At 72.4% G+C, this 22,253-nt stretch carries 18 protein-coding genes; 10 read left to right on the top strand and 8 right to left on the bottom strand.

Annotated elements, in window-relative coordinates; all coding sequences use genetic code 11:
- Window positions 1–16: 16 nt before the first annotated feature.
- Window positions 17–862 carry an alpha/beta hydrolase gene (locus ACZ3YL_RS05785; protein WP_465655676.1) on the bottom strand — a complete coding sequence of 282 codons (846 nt, stop codon included), beginning with the start codon at window positions 860–862 and terminating at the stop codon, window positions 17–19.
- A gap of 117 nt (window positions 863–979) precedes the next feature.
- On the opposite strand from ACZ3YL_RS05785, the gene ACZ3YL_RS05790 reads away from it, so the two are divergent.
- Window positions 980–1,912 (top strand): LysR family transcriptional regulator, encoded by a 933-nt coding sequence (locus ACZ3YL_RS05790; protein WP_465655678.1) that lies wholly within the window; start codon window positions 980–982, stop codon window positions 1,910–1,912.
- 151 nt (window positions 1,913–2,063) lie between these two features.
- On the opposite strand, the gene ACZ3YL_RS05795 is transcribed toward ACZ3YL_RS05790, so the two are convergent.
- From ACZ3YL_RS05795 to ACZ3YL_RS05805, 3 genes are all read right to left on the bottom strand, one after another.
- A complete protein-coding gene (locus ACZ3YL_RS05795; RefSeq protein ID WP_465655680.1) occupies window positions 2,064–4,016 on the bottom strand; it encodes an Ig domain-containing protein in 1,953 nt (650 codons plus the stop codon).
- A 229-nt stretch (window positions 4,017–4,245) separates the two neighbouring features.
- Entirely contained in the window at window positions 4,246–6,219 is a 1,974-nt protein-coding gene (locus tag ACZ3YL_RS05800) for an ATP-binding protein (RefSeq protein ID WP_465655682.1), read from the bottom strand.
- Window positions 6,209–6,925 (bottom strand): response regulator transcription factor, encoded by a 717-nt coding sequence (locus ACZ3YL_RS05805; RefSeq protein ID WP_465655684.1) that lies wholly within the window; start codon window positions 6,923–6,925, stop codon window positions 6,209–6,211. The genes ACZ3YL_RS05800 and ACZ3YL_RS05805 overlap by 11 nt, the downstream gene beginning before the upstream one ends.
- A gap of 201 nt (window positions 6,926–7,126) precedes the next feature.
- On the opposite strand from ACZ3YL_RS05805, the gene ACZ3YL_RS05810 reads away from it, so the two are divergent.
- The 6 genes from ACZ3YL_RS05810 (at window position 7,127) to ACZ3YL_RS05835 (ending at window position 13,675) form a co-directional block, all read left to right on the top strand.
- On the top strand, window positions 7,127–7,798 hold the full coding sequence (locus tag ACZ3YL_RS05810) for a hypothetical protein (protein ID WP_188307329.1): 672 nt from the start codon (window positions 7,127–7,129) through the stop codon (window positions 7,796–7,798).
- Entirely contained in the window at window positions 7,782–9,170 is a 1,389-nt protein-coding gene (locus ACZ3YL_RS05815) for an efflux RND transporter periplasmic adaptor subunit (RefSeq protein ID WP_465655686.1), read from the top strand. The genes ACZ3YL_RS05810 and ACZ3YL_RS05815 overlap by 17 nt, the downstream gene beginning before the upstream one ends.
- A complete protein-coding gene (locus ACZ3YL_RS05820; protein WP_465655687.1) occupies window positions 9,167–9,853 on the top strand; it encodes an ABC transporter ATP-binding protein in 687 nt (228 codons plus the stop codon). Before ACZ3YL_RS05815 ends, ACZ3YL_RS05820 begins: the two co-directional genes overlap by 4 nt.
- Window positions 9,850–11,082, top strand: coding sequence for an ABC transporter permease (locus ACZ3YL_RS05825; RefSeq protein WP_465655690.1), 1,233 nt, complete (start codon window positions 9,850–9,852; stop codon window positions 11,080–11,082). The genes ACZ3YL_RS05820 and ACZ3YL_RS05825 overlap by 4 nt, the downstream gene beginning before the upstream one ends.
- A 280-nt stretch (window positions 11,083–11,362) precedes the next feature.
- Window positions 11,363–12,967, top strand: a complete 1,605-nt coding sequence (locus ACZ3YL_RS05830; RefSeq protein WP_465655692.1) for an MFS transporter — start codon at window positions 11,363–11,365, stop codon at window positions 12,965–12,967.
- Between the two features lie 270 nt (window positions 12,968–13,237).
- On the top strand, window positions 13,238–13,675 hold the full coding sequence (locus ACZ3YL_RS05835; RefSeq protein ID WP_188307324.1) for a universal stress protein: 438 nt from the start codon (window positions 13,238–13,240) through the stop codon (window positions 13,673–13,675).
- Between the two features lie 345 nt (window positions 13,676–14,020).
- Here the strand turns inward: ACZ3YL_RS05835 and ACZ3YL_RS05840 are convergent, their stop codons facing one another.
- Both ACZ3YL_RS05840 and ACZ3YL_RS05845 read right to left on the bottom strand, forming a co-directional pair.
- Window positions 14,021–15,301 carry an alpha/beta hydrolase family protein gene (locus ACZ3YL_RS05840; protein WP_465655698.1) on the bottom strand — a complete coding sequence of 427 codons (1,281 nt, stop codon included), beginning with the start codon at window positions 15,299–15,301 and terminating at the stop codon, window positions 14,021–14,023.
- Between the two features lie 465 nt (window positions 15,302–15,766).
- Window positions 15,767–16,465 carry a TetR/AcrR family transcriptional regulator gene (locus tag ACZ3YL_RS05845; protein ID WP_465655700.1) on the bottom strand — a complete coding sequence of 233 codons (699 nt, stop codon included), beginning with the start codon at window positions 16,463–16,465 and terminating at the stop codon, window positions 15,767–15,769.
- Window positions 16,466–16,624: 159 nt separating this feature from the next.
- Between ACZ3YL_RS05845 and ACZ3YL_RS05850 the strand changes: the two genes are divergently transcribed.
- Both ACZ3YL_RS05850 and ACZ3YL_RS05855 read left to right on the top strand, forming a co-directional pair.
- Window positions 16,625–17,005: an NAD(P)H-binding protein gene (locus tag ACZ3YL_RS05850; RefSeq protein WP_465655702.1), complete on the top strand. Its 381-nt coding sequence runs from the start codon at window positions 16,625–16,627 to the stop codon at window positions 17,003–17,005.
- A complete protein-coding gene (locus tag ACZ3YL_RS05855) occupies window positions 17,005–17,970 on the top strand; it encodes an amidohydrolase family protein (protein WP_465655705.1) in 966 nt (321 codons plus the stop codon). The genes ACZ3YL_RS05850 and ACZ3YL_RS05855 overlap by 1 nt, the downstream gene beginning before the upstream one ends.
- Window positions 17,971–18,181: 211 nt before the next feature.
- Here the strand turns inward: ACZ3YL_RS05855 and ACZ3YL_RS05860 are convergent, their stop codons facing one another.
- Together ACZ3YL_RS05860 and ACZ3YL_RS05865 are read right to left on the bottom strand one after the other, a co-directional pair.
- Window positions 18,182–19,411 (bottom strand): MFS transporter, encoded by a 1,230-nt coding sequence (locus ACZ3YL_RS05860; RefSeq protein WP_465655707.1) that lies wholly within the window; start codon window positions 19,409–19,411, stop codon window positions 18,182–18,184.
- A gap of 182 nt (window positions 19,412–19,593) precedes the next feature.
- Window positions 19,594–20,982: a jacalin-like lectin gene (locus tag ACZ3YL_RS05865; protein WP_465655709.1), complete on the bottom strand. Its 1,389-nt coding sequence runs from the start codon at window positions 20,980–20,982 to the stop codon at window positions 19,594–19,596.
- 294 nt (window positions 20,983–21,276) lie between these two features.
- Between ACZ3YL_RS05865 and ACZ3YL_RS05870 the strand changes: the two genes are divergently transcribed.
- Complete coding sequence (locus ACZ3YL_RS05870) at window positions 21,277–22,197, top strand: NADP-dependent oxidoreductase (protein WP_465655711.1); 921 nt, start codon at window positions 21,277–21,279, stop codon at window positions 22,195–22,197.
- Window positions 22,198–22,253: the final 56 nt, after the last annotated feature.

Below are 22,253 nucleotides of genomic sequence, written 5' to 3' on the forward strand. Positions count from 1 at the left end.
ACGGGCCGCTGCCGGCTCACGAGGCGAGAACCGCGGCGAGCTCGCCCGGCCGGGCTGCGAACGGGCTGTGGCTGCCGGGCAGGGTACGCACGGTGAACGGGCTACCGGGGAAGGCCCGGTCGGCTTCCGCGATCATCAGGTCCTGCGCGGCGGGTGCCAGCGCCCGGTCCTCGGCGCAGCGCAGGAAGGTTCGTGGAAGGCGTCCCCACCGTGCCGCGGTCAGGGTGACCGGAGCCGTCGGGAGCGCCAGCGGCAGATCAGGGCTCAGCGCGGACCGCCACCGGTCGAAGCGGTCCAGCGGGGTGTCGTGGTAATGGGTTTCCCGCAGTTCGTCGAGGTAGGCGGGATCCGTTGAGAGCGGATTGATCCGTACGGCGCCCAGGGCCTCGGGGTCGCCGAGGTTCAGGTTCCGGCCCAGCGCGGTGGCGTTCTCGGGTGAGCCCAGGTAGTCGAGGAACCGCGGCCGCCCGCCCGGGACGAACGCGGACAGGTAGACGATCCGGTCCACCAGCTCGGGCGCCCACTCCGCGGCCAGGGACGCGGGGCCGCCGCCCGCGCTGTGGGCGACGAGCACGACCGTGCGATGGTGACGCACCTGGCGCAGGACGCTCAGTACGGCCTCGGCGCAGTCGTCCATCGTCACGGGGGCCAGCCGTGACCTCTCGGTCAGTAGGCCCGGCTGGCCGGGCAGCAGGTATCCGGTGGGCAGGGGTGCGTCGAAGCCGTGCCCCGGCAGGTCGACGGCCACGCTCGCAGCGCCCAGTCCGGCCAGCGCGCGCTGCGTCGCCGCCCACTGTCCGGAGCTGTGCCAGGCGCCGTGTACGAGAACGAAGACGGTGCCGGTCAGAGATGCGTTCTTCATGGCTCCATTCCAGACAGGAACCACAGCGCCATCCATTCCTAGATCTGGTAAGTGGCGTGGCGATATCTTTGAGGTCTTGTCGGCGGCCGACGGGATCGATGGGATGGAGGGCGAGCCGTGGAAGCGCGACACCTGCGGTACGCGGTTGCTCTCGCCGAGCACGAACACTTCGGCCGGGCGGCCGGCGAGCTGGGCATCGCGCAGCCGCCGCTGTCCAAGCAGATCGCCGACCTGGAGCGCGAGGTCGGGGCCCGGCTGTTCGACCGCACACGTCAGGGGGTGTTCCCGACCGCCGCCGGTGAGGCGTTCCTCGCGCGGGCACGCCGGGCGCTCGACGAGATCGCGGCGGCCACGGTCGATGCGGGCCGGGCCGCGCGCGGCGAGACGGGACGTCTGCGCCTCGGCTTCATCGCCTCGGCACTGCTCGGCCCGCTGCCGGGCGTCCTGAGCCGGTTCGGCCGTGAACGGCCCGATGTGAGACTGGAACTGCACGAGATGGCGACCAGCCGCAGCAGCTCAGCTCTCGTCGCCGGGGAGCTGGACGTGGCCCTCACCCTCGGCCCGCCACGGGGCGCCGGAGCCGAGCATCTCGTGTCCGTCCCGATCGGACGCGACCACGTGATCGCCGTGGTGAGCACGGTGCACCCGTACGCGGGTCAACAGTCGGTAACGGCGGACCAGTTGCGGCGACAGCCACTGATCGTGTCGGCCGGCGAGGACGAGCCCGCCGTGGTCGCCGGACTGCGCACCCTGCTGGGCGCGGACTCATCGGCTCTCGGCGGCGCGACCGTCGCGAGGGACGTGCACACCATCATCGGCCTCGCCGCCTCCGGCGTGGGCGTCGGCCTGGGGCCGTCCCGCATGAGGGCGGTCCCGCGTCCGGGAGTGCGGTTCTGCGAAGTGACCCCGCGCACGCCCCTGCCCGATCTCGTCCTGTCCTTCGCGGGCCGCGATCACTCCCCGGTGCTGCGCGCCTTCCTCGACACCATCCGGGAGACCTGCCCCGACGTCGGTGCCGCACTCAACGACCGCCTCCGGCACCACACTTGATCCGGGCCGGTCCTCCCTTCGCATGCGGGTGTCCAGGGCGACGCGACCGTCCGCCGGCTCGGTTCCGTCCATGTGCTCGTGGGGTGCGTGGGCGGTATCGGCCCCCGCCCCCGGGTCCCGTCCCGGCGGACGGGACCCGGGGGCGGACCGCTCAGGTCAGCTTCACCGACGCGTCGTCGATCAGGAACGCCGTCTTTCCGCTCGTCGAGTGCGCGACCAGTTTGATGCCGACCGTCGAGCCGAACTCGGCCGCCACGTACGGGGTCAGGTCGAAGGACTGCTGCCGGTAGCCGTCGGTGGCGTCCAGGTTGGTCCAGGTCTTCACGGTCGCCAGGTAGTTGCCGCTCCACTGGTCGTACAGCTCCAGCGAGAGCGTGTCCGCCGCCGTGCCCCCGAGCGCGGATGCCCCCTGGGCGCTGCCCGTGATGTTCAGCCAGAAGGAGAGCTGCTCCTTCGAGTACCCCGGGGTCGTCTCCACCCACTGGGTGATGGATTCGTCGTTCGCGGTGTTCTGCCCGAGCCAGGCATAGGTCGCGCCGCCGTGCGCCTGGTGGGCGGTGGACGGCGTGATGACGTTGTAGCCGGACGCGTTCCAGACGCCGTGGTCGGCGGTGCCGTTCTCGAAGCCCGGGTCGTTGAGCTGCTCGATCGGGGTGCAGCCGCTCTGCGGGCCGTGGAAGAACCCGGCCTTGAAGGTCTGGCTCTGGCTGTTGCCCTGGTCGTCCCGGCCGACGACGGTGATCGTCTTCCAGCCGGTCGCGTGCGTGGTGCCGGTGATGCGGCCGGTCGTCGGGGCGATCCGCAGGCCGGCGGGCAGGCCCTTGGCGCTGTACGTGACCGGGCGCCCGGCGCGGTCGGAGGCGAGCACCGGGATGTCGACGGGCTTTCCGCTCTGGACCGTCTGCTCACACGGCTGGGTGACGAGCAGCGGCGCGTTCGCGAAGACCGGGTCGTCGCCCGTGCACAGGTGGTCGTAGTTGGACCAGGTGGTCTGCACCGGGAAACTGCCGGTGGACAGCTGGAGGTTGAACATCCCGCCGTTGCGGCCGACCGGGATCCAGGAGCACTTGTCGCCGTTCTCCTGGCCGGTCGCGTCCGTCCAGGCGCCGGAGGGGTTCTGGTCGGTGATGGTCTCGGCGTACTCGTGGCCGCCGATGATGCCGTAGCCGTCGAGGCGGCCGCGCGCGCCGGGGTTGATCCAGTTGGTGCCGCAGGCGGGCACGTCGGTCAGGTACGGCATCAGGGTGTAGGCGAGGGTGCCGGCCGAGCTGCGCATGAAGGTGTGCCAGGCGCAGTAGCCGAGTTCCTTCCACTTGTCGGAGTCCAGGCCCTGGCCGGTGTTGATGACGTACTGGACGTCCCGGTTCTGGGTCGGGTCGCCGTTGCCGAAGTGCTGGGCGGCGGCGATGACTTCGGCCGCGATCTCCGGCTCGGTGGCGGCCTTCGGCGCGGGCTTCGCGTTGTCCACCCAGACGCCCGCCAGGGTCTGGCCGGCCACCGGCATACCGACGTGGTTGGCCTCCGGCGGGCAGTAGGACGTGCCGGGGGTGATGCCCTCGCAGTACTGGGTCATCACCTTCGACCAGGTGTCGGTGGTGCTGCCCAGGCCCTTGAAGAAGTCCTGCTGGTAGGGCGCGGCGGCGTCCGGGTCGCCGGAGAGTGTGACGTTGCCGGTGGCCGGGTCGGTGCCCGGGGTGCCCCACTGGCTGCCCCAGTAGATCAGGTAGACCTTCGGCTGGCCGGTGGTGACGCCGATGGAGTCCTGGCCTCCCCGGTAGGTCATCTGGAGGTCGTAGTTGTTGCGCGGGGACGCGGTGACGCCGTGGGTCTTCGCGGCCTGCCGTTGGGCGAAGGTGTCGGCGTTGGGCATCACGTGCGGGCGGGTCGCCCCGACCTGCACCCAGGTGCCGTCGATCTGCTGCCAGCCTTCGGCGGCGGGGTGCGGGTCCTTGGGGGCCGGAGCCGTGGGCGAGGACGACGGCACCTGTGGCCGGTCCTGGGCGGAGGCGGTGCCGGTGCTGCCGGCGGCGGCGAGGCCGAGGGCGAGGGCGCCGAGCAGGAGCCGACGTAAGGCTCCACGGTGGCGTGGGCGTGCTGCGGGCACGGGCTGGTCCTGACTCTCTGTCGGGGAACGGCGAAGTGACAGCCGCCCGTGCGCCTTCCATTGACGGACGCCCGGTGCGGCATGTGAAATGACACATGTCACCGGTCACATGGGTCAAGAGTCATGGCCCGAGGTTCGTGTCCGCACCTACCGGCCCACGACTTTGAACGTTCAAATCCAGCCGTTCAGATCACCCGTCCCGTCCCGAGTTTGCCCCCGCCCGAGCCCGCTACCGCGCCGGACCGCCACGGTCCCGTTCCTGCTCCACACCGACCCGGCCACCGGTCGCCGACGCGTGCGCTACCGCCGCTTCGGCGGTCAGCGGCAGCCGCAGGGTGAAGACCGCGCCCCCACCCGGTTCGCTGGCCGCGGCGACCGTTCCGCCGTGGGCGTCGGCGAGCTGGCGCACGATGGCCAGCCCCAGACCGCTGCCACCGGTCTGCCGGCTGCGGGACTTCTCGGCGCGCCAGAACCGGTCGAAGACATGGGGGAGCTCATCGGGCCCGATGCCCGTGCCGGTGTCCGCCACCTCGATGACCAGCTCGTCGCCCACCGGGCGGGCTCCCACCGTGACGCTTCCGCCGCTCGGTGTATGCCGCACGGCGTTGTCCACCAGGTTCCCGACGGCCTGGCGCAGCCGCACCGGGTCGGCCACCAACTCGGCCTCCCCGGCCGCGGGCAGCACGCTCAACCGCACGCCGGCGGCCTCGGCCCGGGCCCGGTGGGCCTCGGCGACCTGGTCGAGGAGCTCGACGATCCGCACGGGACCGCGGTGCAGCCGGAAGCTGCCCGCGTCGGCCGCCGCCAGGTCCCGCAGGTCGTCGATGATGTGCTGCAGCAGCAGCGCCTCCTCCAGCAACGAGGCGATCAACGACTCGTCGGGCACGGCCACGCCGTCCTGGGTGGCCTCCAGCCATCCCCGGATGTTGCTGAGCGGCGTGCGCAGTTCGTGCGCGACATCGCTGACCATCGCTTTGCGCTGCTCCTCGATCCGCTCCCGGCGTTCGGAGAGGTCGTTGAACGCGGCGGCCAGGTAGCCGATCTCGTCGTCGCCGGTCACCGGGACGCGGGCGTGCGGTTCGGTGGGGTGCTGGGCGGCGTCGGTCAGCGCGCGCAGCGGCCGGACCAGGCGGGTGGCGAGGAGGACGGAGAGCGCCACGGTCAGGGCCAGGACCAGGCCGGTGACGCCGGCGATGCGCAGGGCGCCGGCCCGGGTCAGGTGGAAGGCGGGCGTGGTGGTCCCGTTGCTGTCGCTGATGAACAGCAGTGCGGCGGGGGCGACATAGGGGGCGAGCTGCTGGCGGCGGCTGGTGTCGATGCAGCTGACCACGGCCTGATCGGCGCTGCCGGCGTTCGGCTTCGGCACCGGGGCGGGCGTGACAGCCGGGGAGGTCGCGGGGCCGGGCGGGACGACCGCCGGCCCCGGGGAGTGCCCCGGGCTCCGCACCTGAGGGCCCTGGGGGCTCGGGCTCGGCACCACCCCGACGGGGCCGATGCCGAGCTTGACCGGCCCCAGCCCCGCGGGCGACAGACAGGCGTCGACCAGCTCGCCGAGCCCGCTCAGCGCCTTCTGCTCGCTCGGGGTGGGAGCGGACAGCTGTGGGAGGGCACAGGAGGTGGCGCTGCCGTCGTCGGGGGCGAGTCCGGCGACGGTCACGTTCGGCCGGCCGCTCAGGTCGGTGCCGGTCTCGGCGGCGAATCCGCGCGTACGCAGGCAGTCGGCGGTCGCGGCGGCCTCCGCACGCAGCTGAGCGCGCTCCTCAGGGGTGAGGGCGAACGGTCCCACCGCGCGCGGGTCGATCCGGGTGGTGCCACCGCCCGGGGCCAGGGTCCGGTCGACGGCGAGCGGGTCGATCACCGCCGACGCCTTGGGCGGGTCCGGCGAGGCGGGCGGGGCGGCGGATCCGGCCAGGGGCTGGCGGCCCTGGTCGGTCAGGGCGATGTGACGGCCCGTCCGCTTCGCCAGGTCCGCCAGTACGGGGCCGGCATCGTCCCAGGCCTGGTGGGTCGCCGCGTAGCCGAGCAGGGTCTCGTAGATGCCGGCGTCCTCGGAGAGGGTCTGGACCCGTTCCTGCTGGATCTCCTGTGACGTGGTGTTCACCGCCAGCCAGGCGGTGGCCGCCACCGAGCACACGGCGACCAGGATCGAGGCGGCCAGCAGCCGGACCAGCAGGCTCTTGCGCAGCGGTACCCTACGGCGCATGGCGGCGTCCGCCCGTGCCGTCGGTGAGCTTGTAGCCGACGCCGAAGACGGTCAGCAGGCGCACCGGGCTCCGGGGGTCGGGTTCGATCTTCCTGCGCAGGTTCATGACGTGCACGTCGATGGTGCGTTCGGATACGTAGTGGCCGAACCCGCCTGCACCACCCAGCAGTTGTGCCCGGCTGAAGACCTGTTCGGGGTGCGCGGCCAGGGTGCCGAGCAACTCGAACTCCCCTGGCGTGCAGGGCACCAGGGCGCCGGCGACCCGGACCTCGTGGCGGTCCGGGTCCACCGTGAGCTCGCCGACCCGCAGCACCCGGTCCTGCGCCTCCCGGACCTGCGACCGCTGCGAGCGCCGGAGCAGGACGCGCACCCGGGCCATCAGTTCCCGGGGGCTGAAGGGCTTGGTCATGTAGTCGTCGGCGCCCAGGTCGAGCCCGAGCAGCAGGTCGTCCTCGGCGGACCGGGCGGTCAGCACCAGGATGGGGAGTTCGGACTCACGGCGCAGGATGCGGCACACGTCGAGGCCGTCCACCCGGGGCATCATCACATCGACGATCAGCAGGTCCGGCTCACGCCGCCGGACTTCGTCGATCGCCGCGCGTCCGTCGTGGACGACGGCGGCGGTGTGGCCCTCCAGCTCCAGGTAGCGACGGATCAGTTCGGCCTGCTTCGGGTCGTCCTCGGCCACCAGGACATAGGTACTCACGTCTTCGATCATAGGTGGGCCCGTCCGGTGCTCCTTCCGGTGGCGTGAGCCCCCATCAGCCAGCGGATTCCACGGTCGTGGACCGAGCGGCAGGCCACGCCATCGGAATCGAAGAACATCCTGACAACTTCCGAACATCCGTTGGTGATCATCGCAGCCATGCCGAAGTCAACTGATGATCGTTCCCAGCGTCCGGACCGCTTGCCACTGAGGACCGCGGTCCTCTCCGCCGCGCTGCTGGTCCCGCTGGCCGCGCTGACGGCGTGCGGTTCCGGCCCGGGCGCGCAGAGCGGCGCACCCGGCGCGGCGGTGGCCTCGCTGGCGAGCAGCGCGCCTCCGGGCAGCCCCACCGAACCCCCCGCCGCGGGTGCCGCTGAGGCCGCGGGCGCGGGTACCACTCCGGCCGCGGGCGCGGCTTCCGGTACCCCGTCCCCCGGGTCCACCGCCGATCGCCCCCAGCAGCGGCTGGACGACACTCAAGAGCACGACGCCCAGCTCTGGACCGGCTACTACAACTGCCTGGGCGACAACGGAGTCCCCCTGACGGGCGGGATCGCCCCGGCCGGACAGCCCATGCAGAAGCAGCCGCCGCCGGGGACGTCCATCCCCCAGTCCGCCCTCACGGCCTGCCAGTCCAGGATGCCGCTGATGCCGCCGGAGATGGATCCGAAGCTCAACCCGAACTACAGCACCGATTTCAGCGCCTGGGTCAACTGCATCAACGGCAAGGGGCTGAAGGTCAAGGCCTACGGCACCCCGGGCAGCGGGAACAGCGGGTGGAGCTACGACGGGCAGCCGACGATGCCCCAGGCGCAGCAGACCCAGGTGATCGCGGCCTGCAAGACGGAGGCGTTCCGTGGCAACGGGCACTGACGCCGGCCACGTCGGCATCGACGACGTGGCCGCCACCGATCCGCCCCCGCGGCGCAGCCGCAAGCGGCGCGTGACCGTGATCGTCGCTCTCGTCGTGGCGGTCGGCGGGATCGGAGCGGGCGCGGTGGCGCTCCGCGGCCACCCGAAGCCGGCCGGGGCCGCGAGCAGCGGCGCACCGGTCCAGACGGTCGCCGTGGTCAGGACGGACCTGTCGAACTCCCAGACCCTGAGCGGCACCCTGGGTTTCGGCACGCCCCAGACCCTGATGGGCGCCAAGCAGGGCATCGTCACCGCACTCCCCGCCGTGGGAACCACCGTGACCAGGGGTCAGCAGCTGTACCGGGTGAACGACCAGCCGGTGCCGCTCTTCTACGGCGGGACCCCGCTGTTCCGGTCCCTCGACAAGCCCAACCTGGTGGGCCGGGACGTCCAGGTGGTCGCGAGCAACCTGCAGGCGCTCGGCTACGACGTGGGAGCGCAGCCGAAGGTCGGAACGGTGATCACCCAGCCCGTGCCCGACCCGGCACCCGGCGGCAGCACGCCGCCGCCGAAGGACGGGACGGGACCGGCGGTGCCGGCCGCCGGGACCGGCCCGGGACCGTCCGGCGGGGCGAGCACGAGGCCGACTTCGGGCAGCACGGGTGCGCCCGGCAGCGAGCCGGCCGCCCCCACCGCCCCGAGCGCCGGCGGCAGCACGCCGGCGGCGCCGACCAAGGTCACGGTGGGATCGGGCGACGGGGTCGTCACCGCCTCCCTGATCGCCGCCGTCAAGCACTGGCAGAAGGACGCCGGCCTGCCCCCGACCGGAAGTCTCGGCATCGGCGACGTGGTGGTGCTGCCGGGCGCGATCCGGGTCGGCGCCCTGCAGGCGCAGCTCGGCGGGCAGGGGGCCGGGGCGCTGATGTCGGTCACGCCGACCGACAAGGCGGTGACCGTGCCGGTGGATCCGGTCAATGTCGGTTCGATCAAGCAGGGCGACAAGGTCACCGTCAGCCTGCCCGACAGCTCGACGGCACCGGGCACCGTCGCCGGCATCGGCACGGCCGTCCAGGGCAGCCCCAAGGGCGCCTCCGGCGCGGGCGCCGGGCTGAACACCCCGCCCACGGTCGATGTGACCGTGGCCGTCGACGACCCCTCGAAGGTGAAGGACTTCGACTCGGCCACCGTCCAGGTGGCCTTCGTGTCGGCGACCGCGACCGGGGTGCTGGCCGTTCCGGTCGGCGCGCTGCTCGCGCTCAGCGGTGGCGGATACGCCGTGCAGCTCCAGGACGGCGGGCTGGCGGGGGTCCAGACCGGCATGTTCGCGAAGGGCATGGTGGCCATCACCGGCGACGGCATCGCGGCGGGCACCCGGGTGGTGACCACCTCATGACTCCGGTGCTGGTGGTGCGCGGGGCCGGGATGGCCTATCCGGGCGGAGTCAAGGCCCTGGACGACGTCTCGCTGACCATCGACGAGGGCGAACTGCTGGCGATCCTCGGACCGTCCGGCTCGGGCAAGTCCACCCTGCTCAACATCATGGGCACCCTGGACCGGCCGACCAGCGGCACGGTGGAGATCGGCGGCCACGACATCGCCCGGCTCTCCGACCGCCGGCTGTCCGCGCTGCGCGGACGCTGGCTGGGCTTCGTGTTCCAGCAGTTCCACCTCACCGACGGGCTCAGCGCCGTGGAGAACGTCGCCACCGGACTGCTCTACGCGGGAGTGCCCCGCCGCCGACGGGCCCCGCTCGCACTGGAGGCGCTGGGCCGGGTCGGTCTGGCCCACCGCGTCGGGCACCGCCCGCACCAGCTCTCCGGCGGCGAGCGGCAGCGGGTGGCGATCGCCCGCGCGCTGGTCAACGAGCCCGCGCTGGTGCTCGCGGACGAGCCCACCGGCGCCCTGGACACGGCCAACGGCAGAGCGGTCCTGGCCCTGCTGACCAAGCTGAACGACGAGGGAACCACCATCGCGATCATCACCCACGACCGGGGCATCGCCGAACTGATGCCGCGTCGGATCGAAATCCTGGACGGGCACCTGGTGTCCGACAGCCGGACGGGGGCCGGTGCATGAGCAGCGGCGGCACTCACCGATCCGTCGCGGACCGGACGAAACCGGTCCGGCTGGCCCCGGCCGACGTGCTCGGCCTCGGACTGCTGGGCATCCGCACCCGTAAGGCACGTGCGGCACTGTCGGCCCTGGGCATCTCCATCGGCATCGCCACGATGATCATCGTCATGGGCATCCCGGCCTCCAGCCAGCAGGCCCTGCTGGCGCGGCTCTCGGCGCTGGGCACCAACATGCTGCAGGCCACGGCCAACCCGGGCCAGAATCCTCCGGTGGTCTTCCCGCCCGAATCGCCCGACATGGTCGCCCGGATCGGCCCGGTGACCATCGCCAGCGCGGTCGCCAACACGCAGACCAGCGTCGCGCGTTCCGACCGGATCGACCCCGACCACGCCAACGGCCTCGCCGTCCTGGCCGGCCGGCTGAACCTGCTGCAGGCCGTCAACGGCAAGGTCCGGACGGGCCGCTTCCTCGACGCGGCCACCGAGAAGTTCCCCACCACGGTGCTGGGCGCCGCGGCCGCGACCCGGCTCGGCATCACCACGCTGCCGCCCGGTGCGCCCGGCCCGCAGGTCTACATCGACCACCACTGGTTCACCGTCATCGGGATCCTCGCCCCGGTGCCGCTGGCGCCGGACATCGACCGCGCGGTCCTGGTCGGCTGGGACGCCGCCAGGACCCAGCTGGGCTTCGACGGCAACCCGACGGTGATCTACGTCCAGGCCCGGGAATCACAGATCGAAGCCGTCCGCGCGGTGATGCCCGCCACCATCGATCCACAGCAGCCGGGCCTGGTGCAGGTCAGCCGCCCCTCCGACGCGCTGGCCGCGAAACGGGAGACCCAGACGGCCTTCTCCGCGCTGTTCATCGGCCTCGCGGGCGTGGCCCTGCTGGTCGGCGGGATCGGCGTCGCCAACACCATGGTCATCTCGGTGCTGGAGCGGCGCAGGGAGATCGGACTGCGCCGGGCGCTGGGCGCCAACCGAGGGCAGATCCGGGGCCAGTTCCTCGCCGAGTCGGTGGCGCTGTCCGGGCTCGGCGGCCTCGCCGGCACCGCCCTCGGCGCCCTGGTGACCTTCGGCTACACCACCTACCAGGGCTGGCCCCTGGTCATCCCGCTCCAGGTCCTGCTCGGCGGCATCGGCGGGGCCGTCCTGGTCGGCGTGGTGGCGGGCGTCTACCCGTCGATCCGCGCCTCCCGGCTCACCCCCACCAAGGCCCTGGCCTCCACCTGATCGGGCGGCCACGGGGGTCGGCGGCCACTTCCACCGCTCGGGTGGGGCGGCCCGCGGACGGCGCTCGGGCCCGTACGCCCCGTACGGCGCTCCGCGGCCCTCGCCGACCGGCGACACCCGATCAGCCTCCCGGAGCGGCCGGTCCCCCGGAGTGCGGAGACACTGGCCGGGTGGAAGCGGTGACCGTCGACGCCGTCGCCGACCACGGCCCGGCCGCCACCGCGGCCGGTGGTGGCCGGAACAACGCGTGAGCGGGCCCGTGAACCCTCCTGGAGGTGCCGTGAACCGGTGGAAGCCGCTGTACGTCCTCGGGCTGGCGCAGTTCCTCATGGTGCTGGACGCCTCGGTGATGAACGTGTCGATCAGCCAACTGGTCAGCGACTTCGACACCGAGGTCACGGCGATCCAGGCGGTCATCACCCTCTACACGCTGGTCATGGCCGCCTTCATGATCACCGGCGGGAAACTCGGCGACATGTTCGGGCGCCGCCGCGTGTTCGGCCTCGGGCTCGTCGTCTACGGCGTCGGATCGGCGCTGACCGCCGCCGCGCCCACGCTGTGGGTGCTGGCACTCGGCTGGTCCATCATCGAGGGCTTCGGGGCCGCCCTGGTCCTCCCAGCGCTCGCCGCCCTTGCGGCCGGCACCTACCGGGGCCGGGACCGGGCCATCGCCTACGGCGTCATCGGAGGCCTCGCCGGTGCGGGGATCGCCGTGGGCCCCCTGCTCGGCGGGTGGGTGACCACCTACCTGACCTGGCGCCTGGTGTTCGCGGGCGAGGTCGTGCTCGTCGTGGTCATCCTGCTCCTCATGCGGTGGATCGAGCCGCAGCCCGTGCCGGAGCACCGGCCTCGGCTGGACCTCGGCGGCGTGGTCCTGTCGGTCGCGGGACTGGCCCTGGTGGTGCTCGCCGTCCTGCAGAGCAGTTCCTGGGGGTGGCTCCGTCCCCGCAACCCTCCTTTCACGGTGTTCGGGTTCTCCCCCACGCTCTTCGTCATCGCACTGGGCATGACCCTGCTCGTCCTCTTCCACGCCTGGGAGGTACGCCGGGCGGAGCCGCTGGTGCGGTTCAGCCTGTTCGGCATCCCGAGCCTGCGCTCGGGCCTGTTCATGCTGTTCAGTCAGAACGTCATCCTGCTCGGCCTGTTCTTCGCCATTCCGCTCTACCTCCAGGTTGTCCATGGCCTGGACGCCTTCCAGACCGGACTGAGGCTGTTGCCCGTGTCGGTCACGATGCTCGTCGCGGCGATGAGCGGTCCCCTGCTGGGCAGGTTCGCGTCCCCGCGCACCGTGGTGCGGGCCGGCCTGCTGGTGCTCCTCGCCGCGACGCTGTGGCTGCTCGGCACGATCGAGCCCGAACTCAACGGCCTCTCCTTCGCACTGTCGATGGCACTCCTGGGCCTCGGCATGGGCCTGCTCGCCTCCCAGTTGGGCAACGTGGTGCAGTCGAGCGTCGGCGAGGCCGATCGCAGCGAGGTCGGCGGACTGCAGTACACCGCCCAGAACCTCGGATCGTCCCTGGGCACCGCACTGATCGGCGCCATCCTGATCGGTGCCCTGGCGAGCGCCTTCACGGCCGCGCTCGCGAAGGACCCGGCGGTCTCGGAGGCGGTCCGTCAACAGGCCGGCATCAGGATCGAGTCGGGGCTCAACTTCGTACCGGCCGACCAGGTCGCCGCCGCCCTCGCCCAGACCCCGATCCCCCCGGAGGAAGCGGACGCGGTGGTCTCGGCGTACCGGACGGCGCAGCTCGACGGTCTCAAGGCCGGCGTCCTGGCCGCCGCCGGAATCACACTGGCCGGCTTCCCCTTCACCCGCCGGCTGCCGGCCGACCGCACCGGCGGCGGACCGGCTCCCTCGACCCGCTCCTCCTCGCCCGGCGAGTGACACGGCTCCGAGCCGACAGGAAGCGACCTGTCCGGCGGCCGGCGGCAACGCCTCGTACCCCCGCTGCCGTCCGCCCTCGACGGGATGTGCCGCACCCTCGCCACCGGCCCGTCCTGACGGTCCCCGCCCCGGCCGGGCACCTGTGCCGTCACCCGGGTGCCGGGCCGTGCTGGCGGCGACGGCGGACGGCACCGACCGTGGTGGGAGGGGCGACGACCTACAGGACAGTGCACCTACAGGACGGTGCACCTACAGGACGGTGAAGTACAGATGGACGCGAATGACTCCGCTCCCCGCATCGTGGTCGGCGTCGACGGCTCTCCGTCGTCGTATGCCGCACTGCGCTGGGCGATCCGACACGCGACGCTCATCGGCGGGGTCGTGGACGCGGTGGGCGCCTGGGAACCGCCGAGCCGCTACGGCTGGTCCGCGCCGGTGGTCGACACGTCCTTCGACGAGAATCTCGCCCAGCAGCGGTTCGCCGACGAACTCGACGAGGTGCTCGGACCGGACCGACCGGTAGAGGTACGGGAACGCCTGGTGCTGGGCGACCCCTCCGACGTCCTCCTGCAAGCAGCCCGGGGAGCCGAGGTACTGGTGGTGGGCAGTCACGGGCGCAGCGGTTTCACCCGCGCGCTGATCGGTTCGGTGAGCATGCGCTGCGCTCAGCACGCCACCTGCCCGGTGGTCATCATCCGCCCGCAGTGACGCTCATCCCCGACCGGGAAGAGCGGTGGCTGCCTCGATGTCGACGTCGACAAGCGGGTGTTCCTCCATGCTTCCTGCACTTGCTCGCCTTCCCAGACCTGGCAGGCGGGTGGCGGGCAGATCAGCAACGACCGCTTCGGGGACTGCCTGGACGGGAACGTGAAGGCCGGCGAGCCGGTCTACCTCGACCCCTGCAACCAGACCCGGTTCCAACACTGGCGCATCCAAGGCCTTGCACGCTGAAAGAGCCGGGGAACCCGACGGCCGTACGGCTCTGTCCAGCGACCGGCGTGTCTCCCGTGGTGTCGTGGCCCGGCGCGGCGGCTCGGGTCGAGGGCGCGCCCGCTACCGCTCGTACACCATCTCGGGGAAGCGCCCGGACGGGCCGTCCAGGAGGTGGTCGTCATGGCCGCGCAGCCAGCGGTCGAAGAAGGAGGCGACGTACGAGCGGGTGGCGAGCACCGCGCGGTCGGGGCGGACGTCGCCGACGTCCTCGGTCAGCTGCGTCCGGCTGATCGCGCCCTGGCGGGCGAGCTGGGGCAGCAGCGATTCGGAGTCGGTGTAGGAGCCGTGGCGCGAGCCGGTGAGGGTGAGGTCGGCGTGCCAGCCGGTGCTGTGCTGCCAGAGGGCGGCCCAGCCGGGCTGCTGGTGGTAGCTGCCGGAGTCGGGTTCCTGGGTGCCCATGAGCAGGAACGGCCGGTCGAGGCCGTCCGCGGCCACGCTGGTCAGCTCGACGCCGGTCTGCCCGTCCGGGCCGGAGAAGTGCAGCGGGCCGTCGAGGTTGACGGCGGCCTTGAGGCGCGGGTCGTCGTGCATGGTCTGGAGGGCGGCCGAACCGCCCCCGGAGTGGCCGACCATGCCGATCCGGTCGAGGTCGAGGGAGGCGCCGAGACCCGCCGGCAGCCGCCCGTCGCACCGCAGCCCGGCCACCTGGTCCAGCACGAAGCGGGTGTCGTCGACCCGGTTCTGCAGCATCTTGCGCAGGAGGGCGCCCATGTCGGCGCCGGGGACGAACAGCGCGGGCATCACCGAGGTGGCCAGGCTGCCGTCGGGAAAGGCGACCTCGGAGGCCTCGTAGGTGTGGTCGACGGTGACGACGACGTAGCCGCGGGAGGCGAGGTCCTCGACCAGTTCGGTGTTCCAGGTCCGCGGGTCGCCGAAGCCCGCCTCGTACAGCAGGACGGGCCGCTTGCCCCCTGGCAGGGCGGGCGCGTCGGCGCGGGCATGGGTCCGGATCCCCGCCCAGTCGGTACGGCCGGGCTCGAAACGGTGCTCGGTCTGGGCGAGGCTGCCGGCGCTGCCGAAGTGCTCGGCGGCGGCGGGCACCATGTACGGCGCCCGGTCGGAGCCGGTGGCGGGCCGAGTGGTCGGGTACCAGAAGCTGATCATCAGCTCGCGGTGCCGCCCGGGCTGCCAGGGGTCGTCCCGGTGGTCGTCGGTGAGCCGCAGGGCCGTCGTACCGACCGGGTAGGGCCCGGTGGGCCCCGGCAGCGCGGCGCGGGCCTGCTGCCCGTTGCCCTGACCCGCCTCCGCTGCCACCGCCACCGCGCCCGGTGCGCCGGCCACGCCCAGGGTCACCGTCGCCGCCAGCAGCACCGCCGCCACGACGCGTCCGCGCCTGCTCATCGCTGATCCTCCTCGTTCCGGCGCCGTCCGGCGCCACGGGCACCGACGGTACGGGCGAGAAGCGGCCCGAGCCGTCATACCGGGGAGCCAAGTCAGGCTGTGGTACCCAGGTATGACGTTGCCTCGGCCCTTGGCCACTGCGGCGATGGCGGCCAGGGGTCTGTCGGTCCGGAGGGTGTTCTTCACGGGGACGCCTCCCGTGGCGAGCGGTCGGCGCTCGGCGCCGACTCGGACAGCATCTCTGGGTGGCCAAATTCACCTGACGGATCGTCGGTCGGTTCCGCCTGGACGGTGGTCGGCTGGGCCCGCCGCTCGAACGGGCGCCAGAACGGGGCCGTGGGGGCGGGTATTCGGCCGTGGTCAGCAGGGTGCGCCGGGCGGGTGCGGCCGGTGCGAGCGTTCGTAGGCTCCGGCAACGGGCCCGCGCGAGCAGCGGGCCCGGCCACGGCCGGGGCGCGAGGGGTGCTACGCCCGCGAGAGTTCCGCGATCTCGCCCACGGGCCGTCCGGTGTGCAGGGCGAGCGTCTGCGCGATGAGTTCGGTGAGGTCGGGCCAGGGCATGTTCCCGTGCGCGTTGTACAGCGCGACCAGGCCGTGCAGGGCGGTCCAGAGCAGCAGGCCCGCCTGCCACTCCTGCTCGGGACTGCGACGGTCCTCGTCTTCCTGACCCTCCGGCCGACCCCGGTGCTGCGGGTGCTCCGGCCGGTCCTGCCTGGCGGCGGCCAGCGCGGCGACGACGGAACCGAGCAGTTCCTCTCCCGCGCCGTGCGCGTTCGTCGGCACCAGCGCGGCGGGCATCCCGCCGCCGAAGAGCGTGCGGTACTCCCCGGGGTGATCGACCCCCCAGTGCACGTAGGCGGCGCACCGGCCCACCAGGTCGGCCAGCGGCCCGTCGGCGTCCTCCGCCGCCGCCCGCATCACGGCCGCGAGTTCGTCGTAGCGCTGCCGTAGCACGTGCTGGACGAGCGCGCCGAGGTCCGGGAAGTGCCCGTAGATGCTCGCGGGGGCGACGCCGACCTCGCGGGCGACCTGCCGGAGGGTGAGCGTCTCGGGGCGTTCGAGCGTGGCGAGCAGCCGCGCTGCGGCGGCCACCAGTTCGGCCCTGAGGGCCTGCCCCTGTCCCCGCGGGTTCCGTCGGCGGGGGGCGGCGTCTTCGCTGCTCACAGGCGTCCTCCCGGCGTTCGGCAACGGTCGCCCACTCTACCGCCGGCCCCGCACGCACCTCCAACACGCCCTTCCCGCTGCTCTCTTCGCGCCTTGACAGCAGTTACCAACACTTGTTCACTTAAGTAGCCAACAGGTGTTCAGTCATCGGGAGGAAGCATGCGCATCGCCGTACTCGGGGCGACCGGTAGGGTCGGACGCCTCGCCGTCGAGCAGGCCCTCGGACGCGGGCACGAGGTCGTCGCCCTGGTCCGCCGCCCCCAAGCCCACCCGCAGAACCGTCCGCAGACCCACCCGGTACCCGGACAGCGGCAGCCGGCCGTCGAGGTCCGCCGAGCCGACGTCACCGAGCCCGCCGCGTTCCCCGACCTGTGGGCCGGCGGCGTCAGCACCGGCCGCCGCACCGTCCCGCTGGAGGACTACGCCACCCCCCTCCTACCGCCGCACGCCTCCCGCGCCACCGTCGCCGCGCCGATGCTCGACGAGGCCGAACGCCCGGCCCACGGCGCGCGCATCCTCGTCCCGGTAGGACACGCCTGATGCGCGGCTACATCGCCGTCGAGGAGGCCATCGCGATCCCCGGCCTCGCCGACCGACGGCCGCCGTTCCCGGTCCCCGACAACCTCCAGCCCGCCTTCCTCGCCGACATGGCCGCACGGCTGCCCGACGTCACCCGGTTCCGGCTGCCCGACATGGACGCCAACGGCATCGCCCTGCAGGTGCTCTCCCTCACCGTCCCCGGCATCGAAGCCGACCCCGACCCGACCCGCGCGGTGGACAACGCCCGCTACGTCAACGACCACCTCGCCGAACTCGTCGACACCCACCCCGGCCGGTTCGCCGCCTTCGCCGCGCTCCCGCTTCAGGACCCGGCCGCCGCCGTCACCGAACTGCGCCGCAGCGTCGAACAGCTCGGCTTCAAGGGCGCGCTCGTCAACGACCACATCCAGGGCCGCTACCTCGACGACCCCGCCTTCGACCCCGTCTGGGCCACGCTCGGCGAACTCGGCGTCCCGCTCTACCTGCACCCCGGAATGCCGCCCGCGGACCGCTGGCACGTGCTCGACGCCCACCCCGAACTCGACGGCGCCCTGTGGAGCTGGCAGGCGGCCACCGGGGGCCACGCCATGCGCGTGATCATGTCCGGGGTGTTCGACCGGCACCCGGACACCACGATGATCCTCGGCCACGCCGGCGAGTTCCTCCCCTTCCAGCTCTCCCGCTTCGACTCGCGCTACGCGACCGTCACCGTCCCCCGGCCGCTGCGCCGCAAGCCCTCCCAGTACTTCGGGACGAACGTGCTCGCCACCACCAGCGGCGTGCTCTCCCCGGCCGCGATCGAAGCACTCGTGCACGTGCTCGGCGCCGACAACGTGCTGTTCGCCGTCGACTACCCCTACGAGCGGACCGACGCAGCCGTCAGCGCCCTCGAACGCACCCGCCTCCCGGACGCCGACAAGCAGAAGATCGCCTCCGGCAACGCCCGCCGCCTGCTGCGCCTGTGACCGCGACCCTCCACCCGCGACCGCCCGCTCCGGCAGCAACTGGCGGCTGAAGCAACGGAACCGGGAGAGTGAGGGGAGCGGGACGGGGAAGGGCTGCCGGAGCGTCGTCGGTCCGGTAGTGGGGTTGCGTGATGCGCGGTGGGCGCGCATCGAACCGTTGCTGCCGGACCGCTCGCCGCGCTTCGGACGGTCAGTTCGCGAGCGTGCGCGGTCAGGTGGTCCCGATGCGGACCTGCGCCGCCGGCACGGTCCTGCCGATCACGCCGGCGAGCACTGCGCCGAGGGCGCTGACGCCGATCAGCGCCAGCCAGATCGCTGTCGGCCCGGTGGAGAGCAAGCCCGAAAGCGTCATCGGGGCCACCGCTCCCGCGGTTGTCACGGCGAATTGGTTCAGGGCCAGGTAGCGGCCGCGGAGGGCGTCCGGGGCGCCTTCCGCGGCGACCGTCGACGTGATGGCGCCGCCGAAGACCTCGCCGAATGTGTAGACCCCCGCGCCGAGAAGAACAACGGCGATCGCAAGGGCGGCCGCGGTCACGTGGTCGGCGGCGAGGAACAGCAGGTAGCCCGTGGTGAAGGCGGCATGGCCTGCGATGAGGACGTGACTGCGGGTTCGTCCGCCGAGTCGGTTGACGACGAAGCTCTGACCGAAGCCGACTATCAGAGTATTGAGGGTGAAGACCGCTCCCGCTGTCCAGCCCGGCAGGCCCAGTATGTGCACCGCGTAGACGGGTATCGCGATGCTGAGGGCGAACAGCGAGATGGCGAAGCACAGTTGATGCGCGACGACCGCCAGGTACCGCCGGTCCCGGAGCACTCGCCGCCAGCCTCCGGCGGCGTCCCGGGCCGCTGCTTCCGGCACGACGTTCGGCACCGCCCGCATGAGGACGAAGGCGGCGACGTACGACAGGGCGTTGACGGCCACGATCGCGCTGAACACACCGCGTGTGCCGATACCCACGGCGACGGCGGACACCAGCCCGCCGACCGCGTAGCCGAGGTTGCGTATGGATCCGAGGGCACCGAACCAGCGCTCGCGTTCGCCCGGTGCGGCCAGTGCTGTGACGGTCACGCCGTAGCAGCCGAAGAACACCGCTCGGCCGGCGCTGTTCAGCCACGCGCAGGCCACGATCTGCCAGGGCCGATCCACGCCGAAGTAGCCGACGAAGCCGAGCGCCTGGGCCAGGTTCGCCGCCTGCAGCACCGGCTTGGCGCCGTAGCGGTCGACCAGGCCGCCGACCAGCGGGCCCGCGGGGAGGGCGAGCAGTCCGCCCGCTGTCAGTGCCGCGCCCACCTGCACCAGCGTCAGCGAGGTCGTGGCCAGGAAGTAGAGCATCGTCACGGGGATGAAGACCCCGGTGCCGATCGCGTCGATGACGATCGCCGCGACGAAGCGGCCATGGCGGGCCGTCACACGGCGGACTACCGTTTCGGAGATGATCATCGGGCGACGGTATAGATCGAATACCGGTATCCACAAAGCGTTTCTTTCGACGACGCGTTCCGTGGTGTTCGACTCGCTGCCGGGCAAGACCTGCGCCCGGCGGGCGCAGTGGTGTGCGGGAGGGGCTCCCCGGCCCGGGTGGCGGCCCGGGCCGGGGAGGTGAGGAGCGGTGCGGGAGGGGCTCAGCGGCGGGTGAACAGGAAGCCGAGCTTGTCGACCTCGTCGCCGGCGCGCCCGTGGAACCCGGCGAACTGCCAGCCGTCCGGCGCGGTGCGGGTCACGCAGTCGGCGGTGCCGGTGCCACCCGACAGGGTACGGCCCAGGTTGGTGCCGAACGAGGCGTGGAAGATGCGGGTGTGCCCGCCGTAGGAGCCCTGGCAGAGGGTGGCCGAGTTCACGAACTCGCCGCTGCCCAGGGTGAGCGAGGAGGCGGTGCCGCCGGAGCCACCGTGGGTGAGGGAGGTGCCGTCCGCGAGGGTCAGTCCGACCTGGTCGATCCGGGTGCCGCTGCGCAGGCTGACCGTGGTGGCCCGTGCGCCGGCCGGGACGCGGTCGACGTCGTCGTAGAAGTCGCCGTGCGGCCCGCCGAACTGATCGCTCGCCAGGTAGGCCGGGTTCCGGCTCCAGTCGAAGCCCACGGCGACCGGGTCGTGGTCGGAGAGCATCGTGCCGGAGCCGTCCAGGAAGTCGGCGTGCTTGTTCGCGTACGAGGTCGCGGTGAGCGTGACCATCGCGCTGCTGCGGTACAGGACCTTGTCGACGATCTCGCAGGTGTCGGTGGGCGCGTTCTGGTCGCACAGCAGCGGGTCGGCGCCGCGGGTCGGCGCCACTCCGCCGCGCTCCAGCTGCACCCACGCGTCGGTCAGGCCGTTGTCGGCGGCGAAGCCCGCGATGGTGTCGTCGGCCCGGGTGTAGCGGGTGTTGGTGTCACCCATCACGACGACGGCGTTCCCGGCCGAATGGGTCCTGATGTAGCCGGTGAGCTGCGCCAGGTTGGCGGCGCGGGCGGCCTCGTCGCCGGGCTCGGTACCCGCGTTCGTGTGGAGGTTGTAGAAGTCCGTGTACACGCCTTCGGCCAGCCGGGTCCGCATGAAGCTGAAGCCCTTGGGCGTGAGGCAGTCACCGGAGTCCAGCCGGCAGTCGTTCCACTTGACCCGCTCGAAGTCGTCGGTGTCGTAGCCGAGGCGGGACAGGGTGTTGAGGCCGCTGCCGATGCCGGCCCCGCCGCTGGTCGCCGTGCGGTTCGGGTGGGAGTCGGCGGCGTACAGCGCCGCGTGGTAGTTGAAGTCCTCCTGGACGTGCACGATGTCGTACGGCGCGAGCCGGCCGCCGATGGCGGTGGTGCTGCTCTGCCGTTCGGTCGAAGCGCTGTTCACCGCCTGGGGAAGGCCCGCCACGTTGTAGGTGAGCGCGGAGAACGACCCGGCCGCGGGGGCGACTTGCGCGCTCGGCGGGGCGGTGACGGCTTGCGCGCTCGGCGCACCGATCAGGCCGCCCAGCACGGTGGCCGCGCCGAGCGCGCCCACGAGGGTGGAGCGGAGGAAGGGATGGCGGGGGCGGGGCTCGGACATCGAGGCTCCGATCGGAGTACGGCCACGGGGATCCATCGCCGGGAGCGTATGAGCGAATGATGTGAGCGTCAACACTGTCTATGAGCAGTCAATACTTCGCTGGCCTGCAGATTTGTTGCCCTGTTTCGCGGTTTATTCAACGATTCCGTTAGCGTTAACAGACCGTTCTTGCCGATGCCGGAGGGCGGTGCCGAGATGCCGGGCACCCACTCCCGGCATAGCGTGACCGACGGCACCCCGCCCGGCCGGAGGCGGTGCGTGAGGCCGCAACACCACTTCCCTGGAGGTCAGTTCATGCGCGCCGTGACCTACGACTCGTATGCCCCGGACAACTCCCGGCTGCAGTACGGCGAGGTGCCCGACCCGAAGGTCGGCCCCGGGCAGGTGCTGATCCAGGTCCGGGCCGCCTCCGTCAACCCGGTCGACTGGAAGGTGATGGCCGGCGGCCTGGACGGCATGATGGACACGGTCTTCCCCGCCATCCCGGGTTGGGACGTGGCCGGCGTCGTCACCCGCACCGGGCCTGACACTCCCGAGTTCGCCCCCGGCGACGAGGTGATGGCCTACGCCCGCAAGGACGCGGTGCAGGCCGGCACCTTCGCCGAGTACGTCGCGGTCTCCGCGCCCGCGGTGGCGCGCAGGCCTTCCGGGCTCGACTGGGCCCAGGCGGCCGGACTGCCACTGGCCGGCCTCACCGCGTTGCGCTGTCTGGACCAGCTCGACGTCGGCTCCGCCGACGTCCTCCTGGTGCACGGCGCCGCCGGTGGCGTGGGCAGTCTCGCCGTGCAGCTCGGCCGCGACCGCGGGGCCCGGGTGATCGGCACCGCCTCCGAGCGCAACCATGCGTTCGTCCGCGAACTCGGCGCCGAACCGGTGACGTACGGGGACGGCCTGGCGGAACGCGTGCGTGCGCTGGCCCCCGGCGGCGTGTCGGCCGTCGCGGACTTGGTCGGTGGCCAGCTGGAGACGACGCTGGCCGTCCTCGCCGAGGGCGGACGGCACGTCTCCGTCGCCGATCCGGAGGTTTCCCAGCACGGGGGCCAGTGGATCTGGGTCCGCCCGGACGGCGCCAAGCTGGCCGAACTGGCAGCGGTCGTGGACCGCGGCGCGCTGACCGTGGAGGTCGCCCGGACCTATCCGCTGGAGCGGACGGCCGAGGCCTTCGACGCCAGCCGCACCGGTCACACCCGCGGGAAGCTGGTCGTGGTGCCCTGACCGAAGGTCACGACGCCCGGACACCGGAGGCCGTACGGCTCGGATCCCGGCGATGG

The sequence above is a fragment of the Kitasatospora sp. NPDC023176 genome, assembly GCF_055560495.1.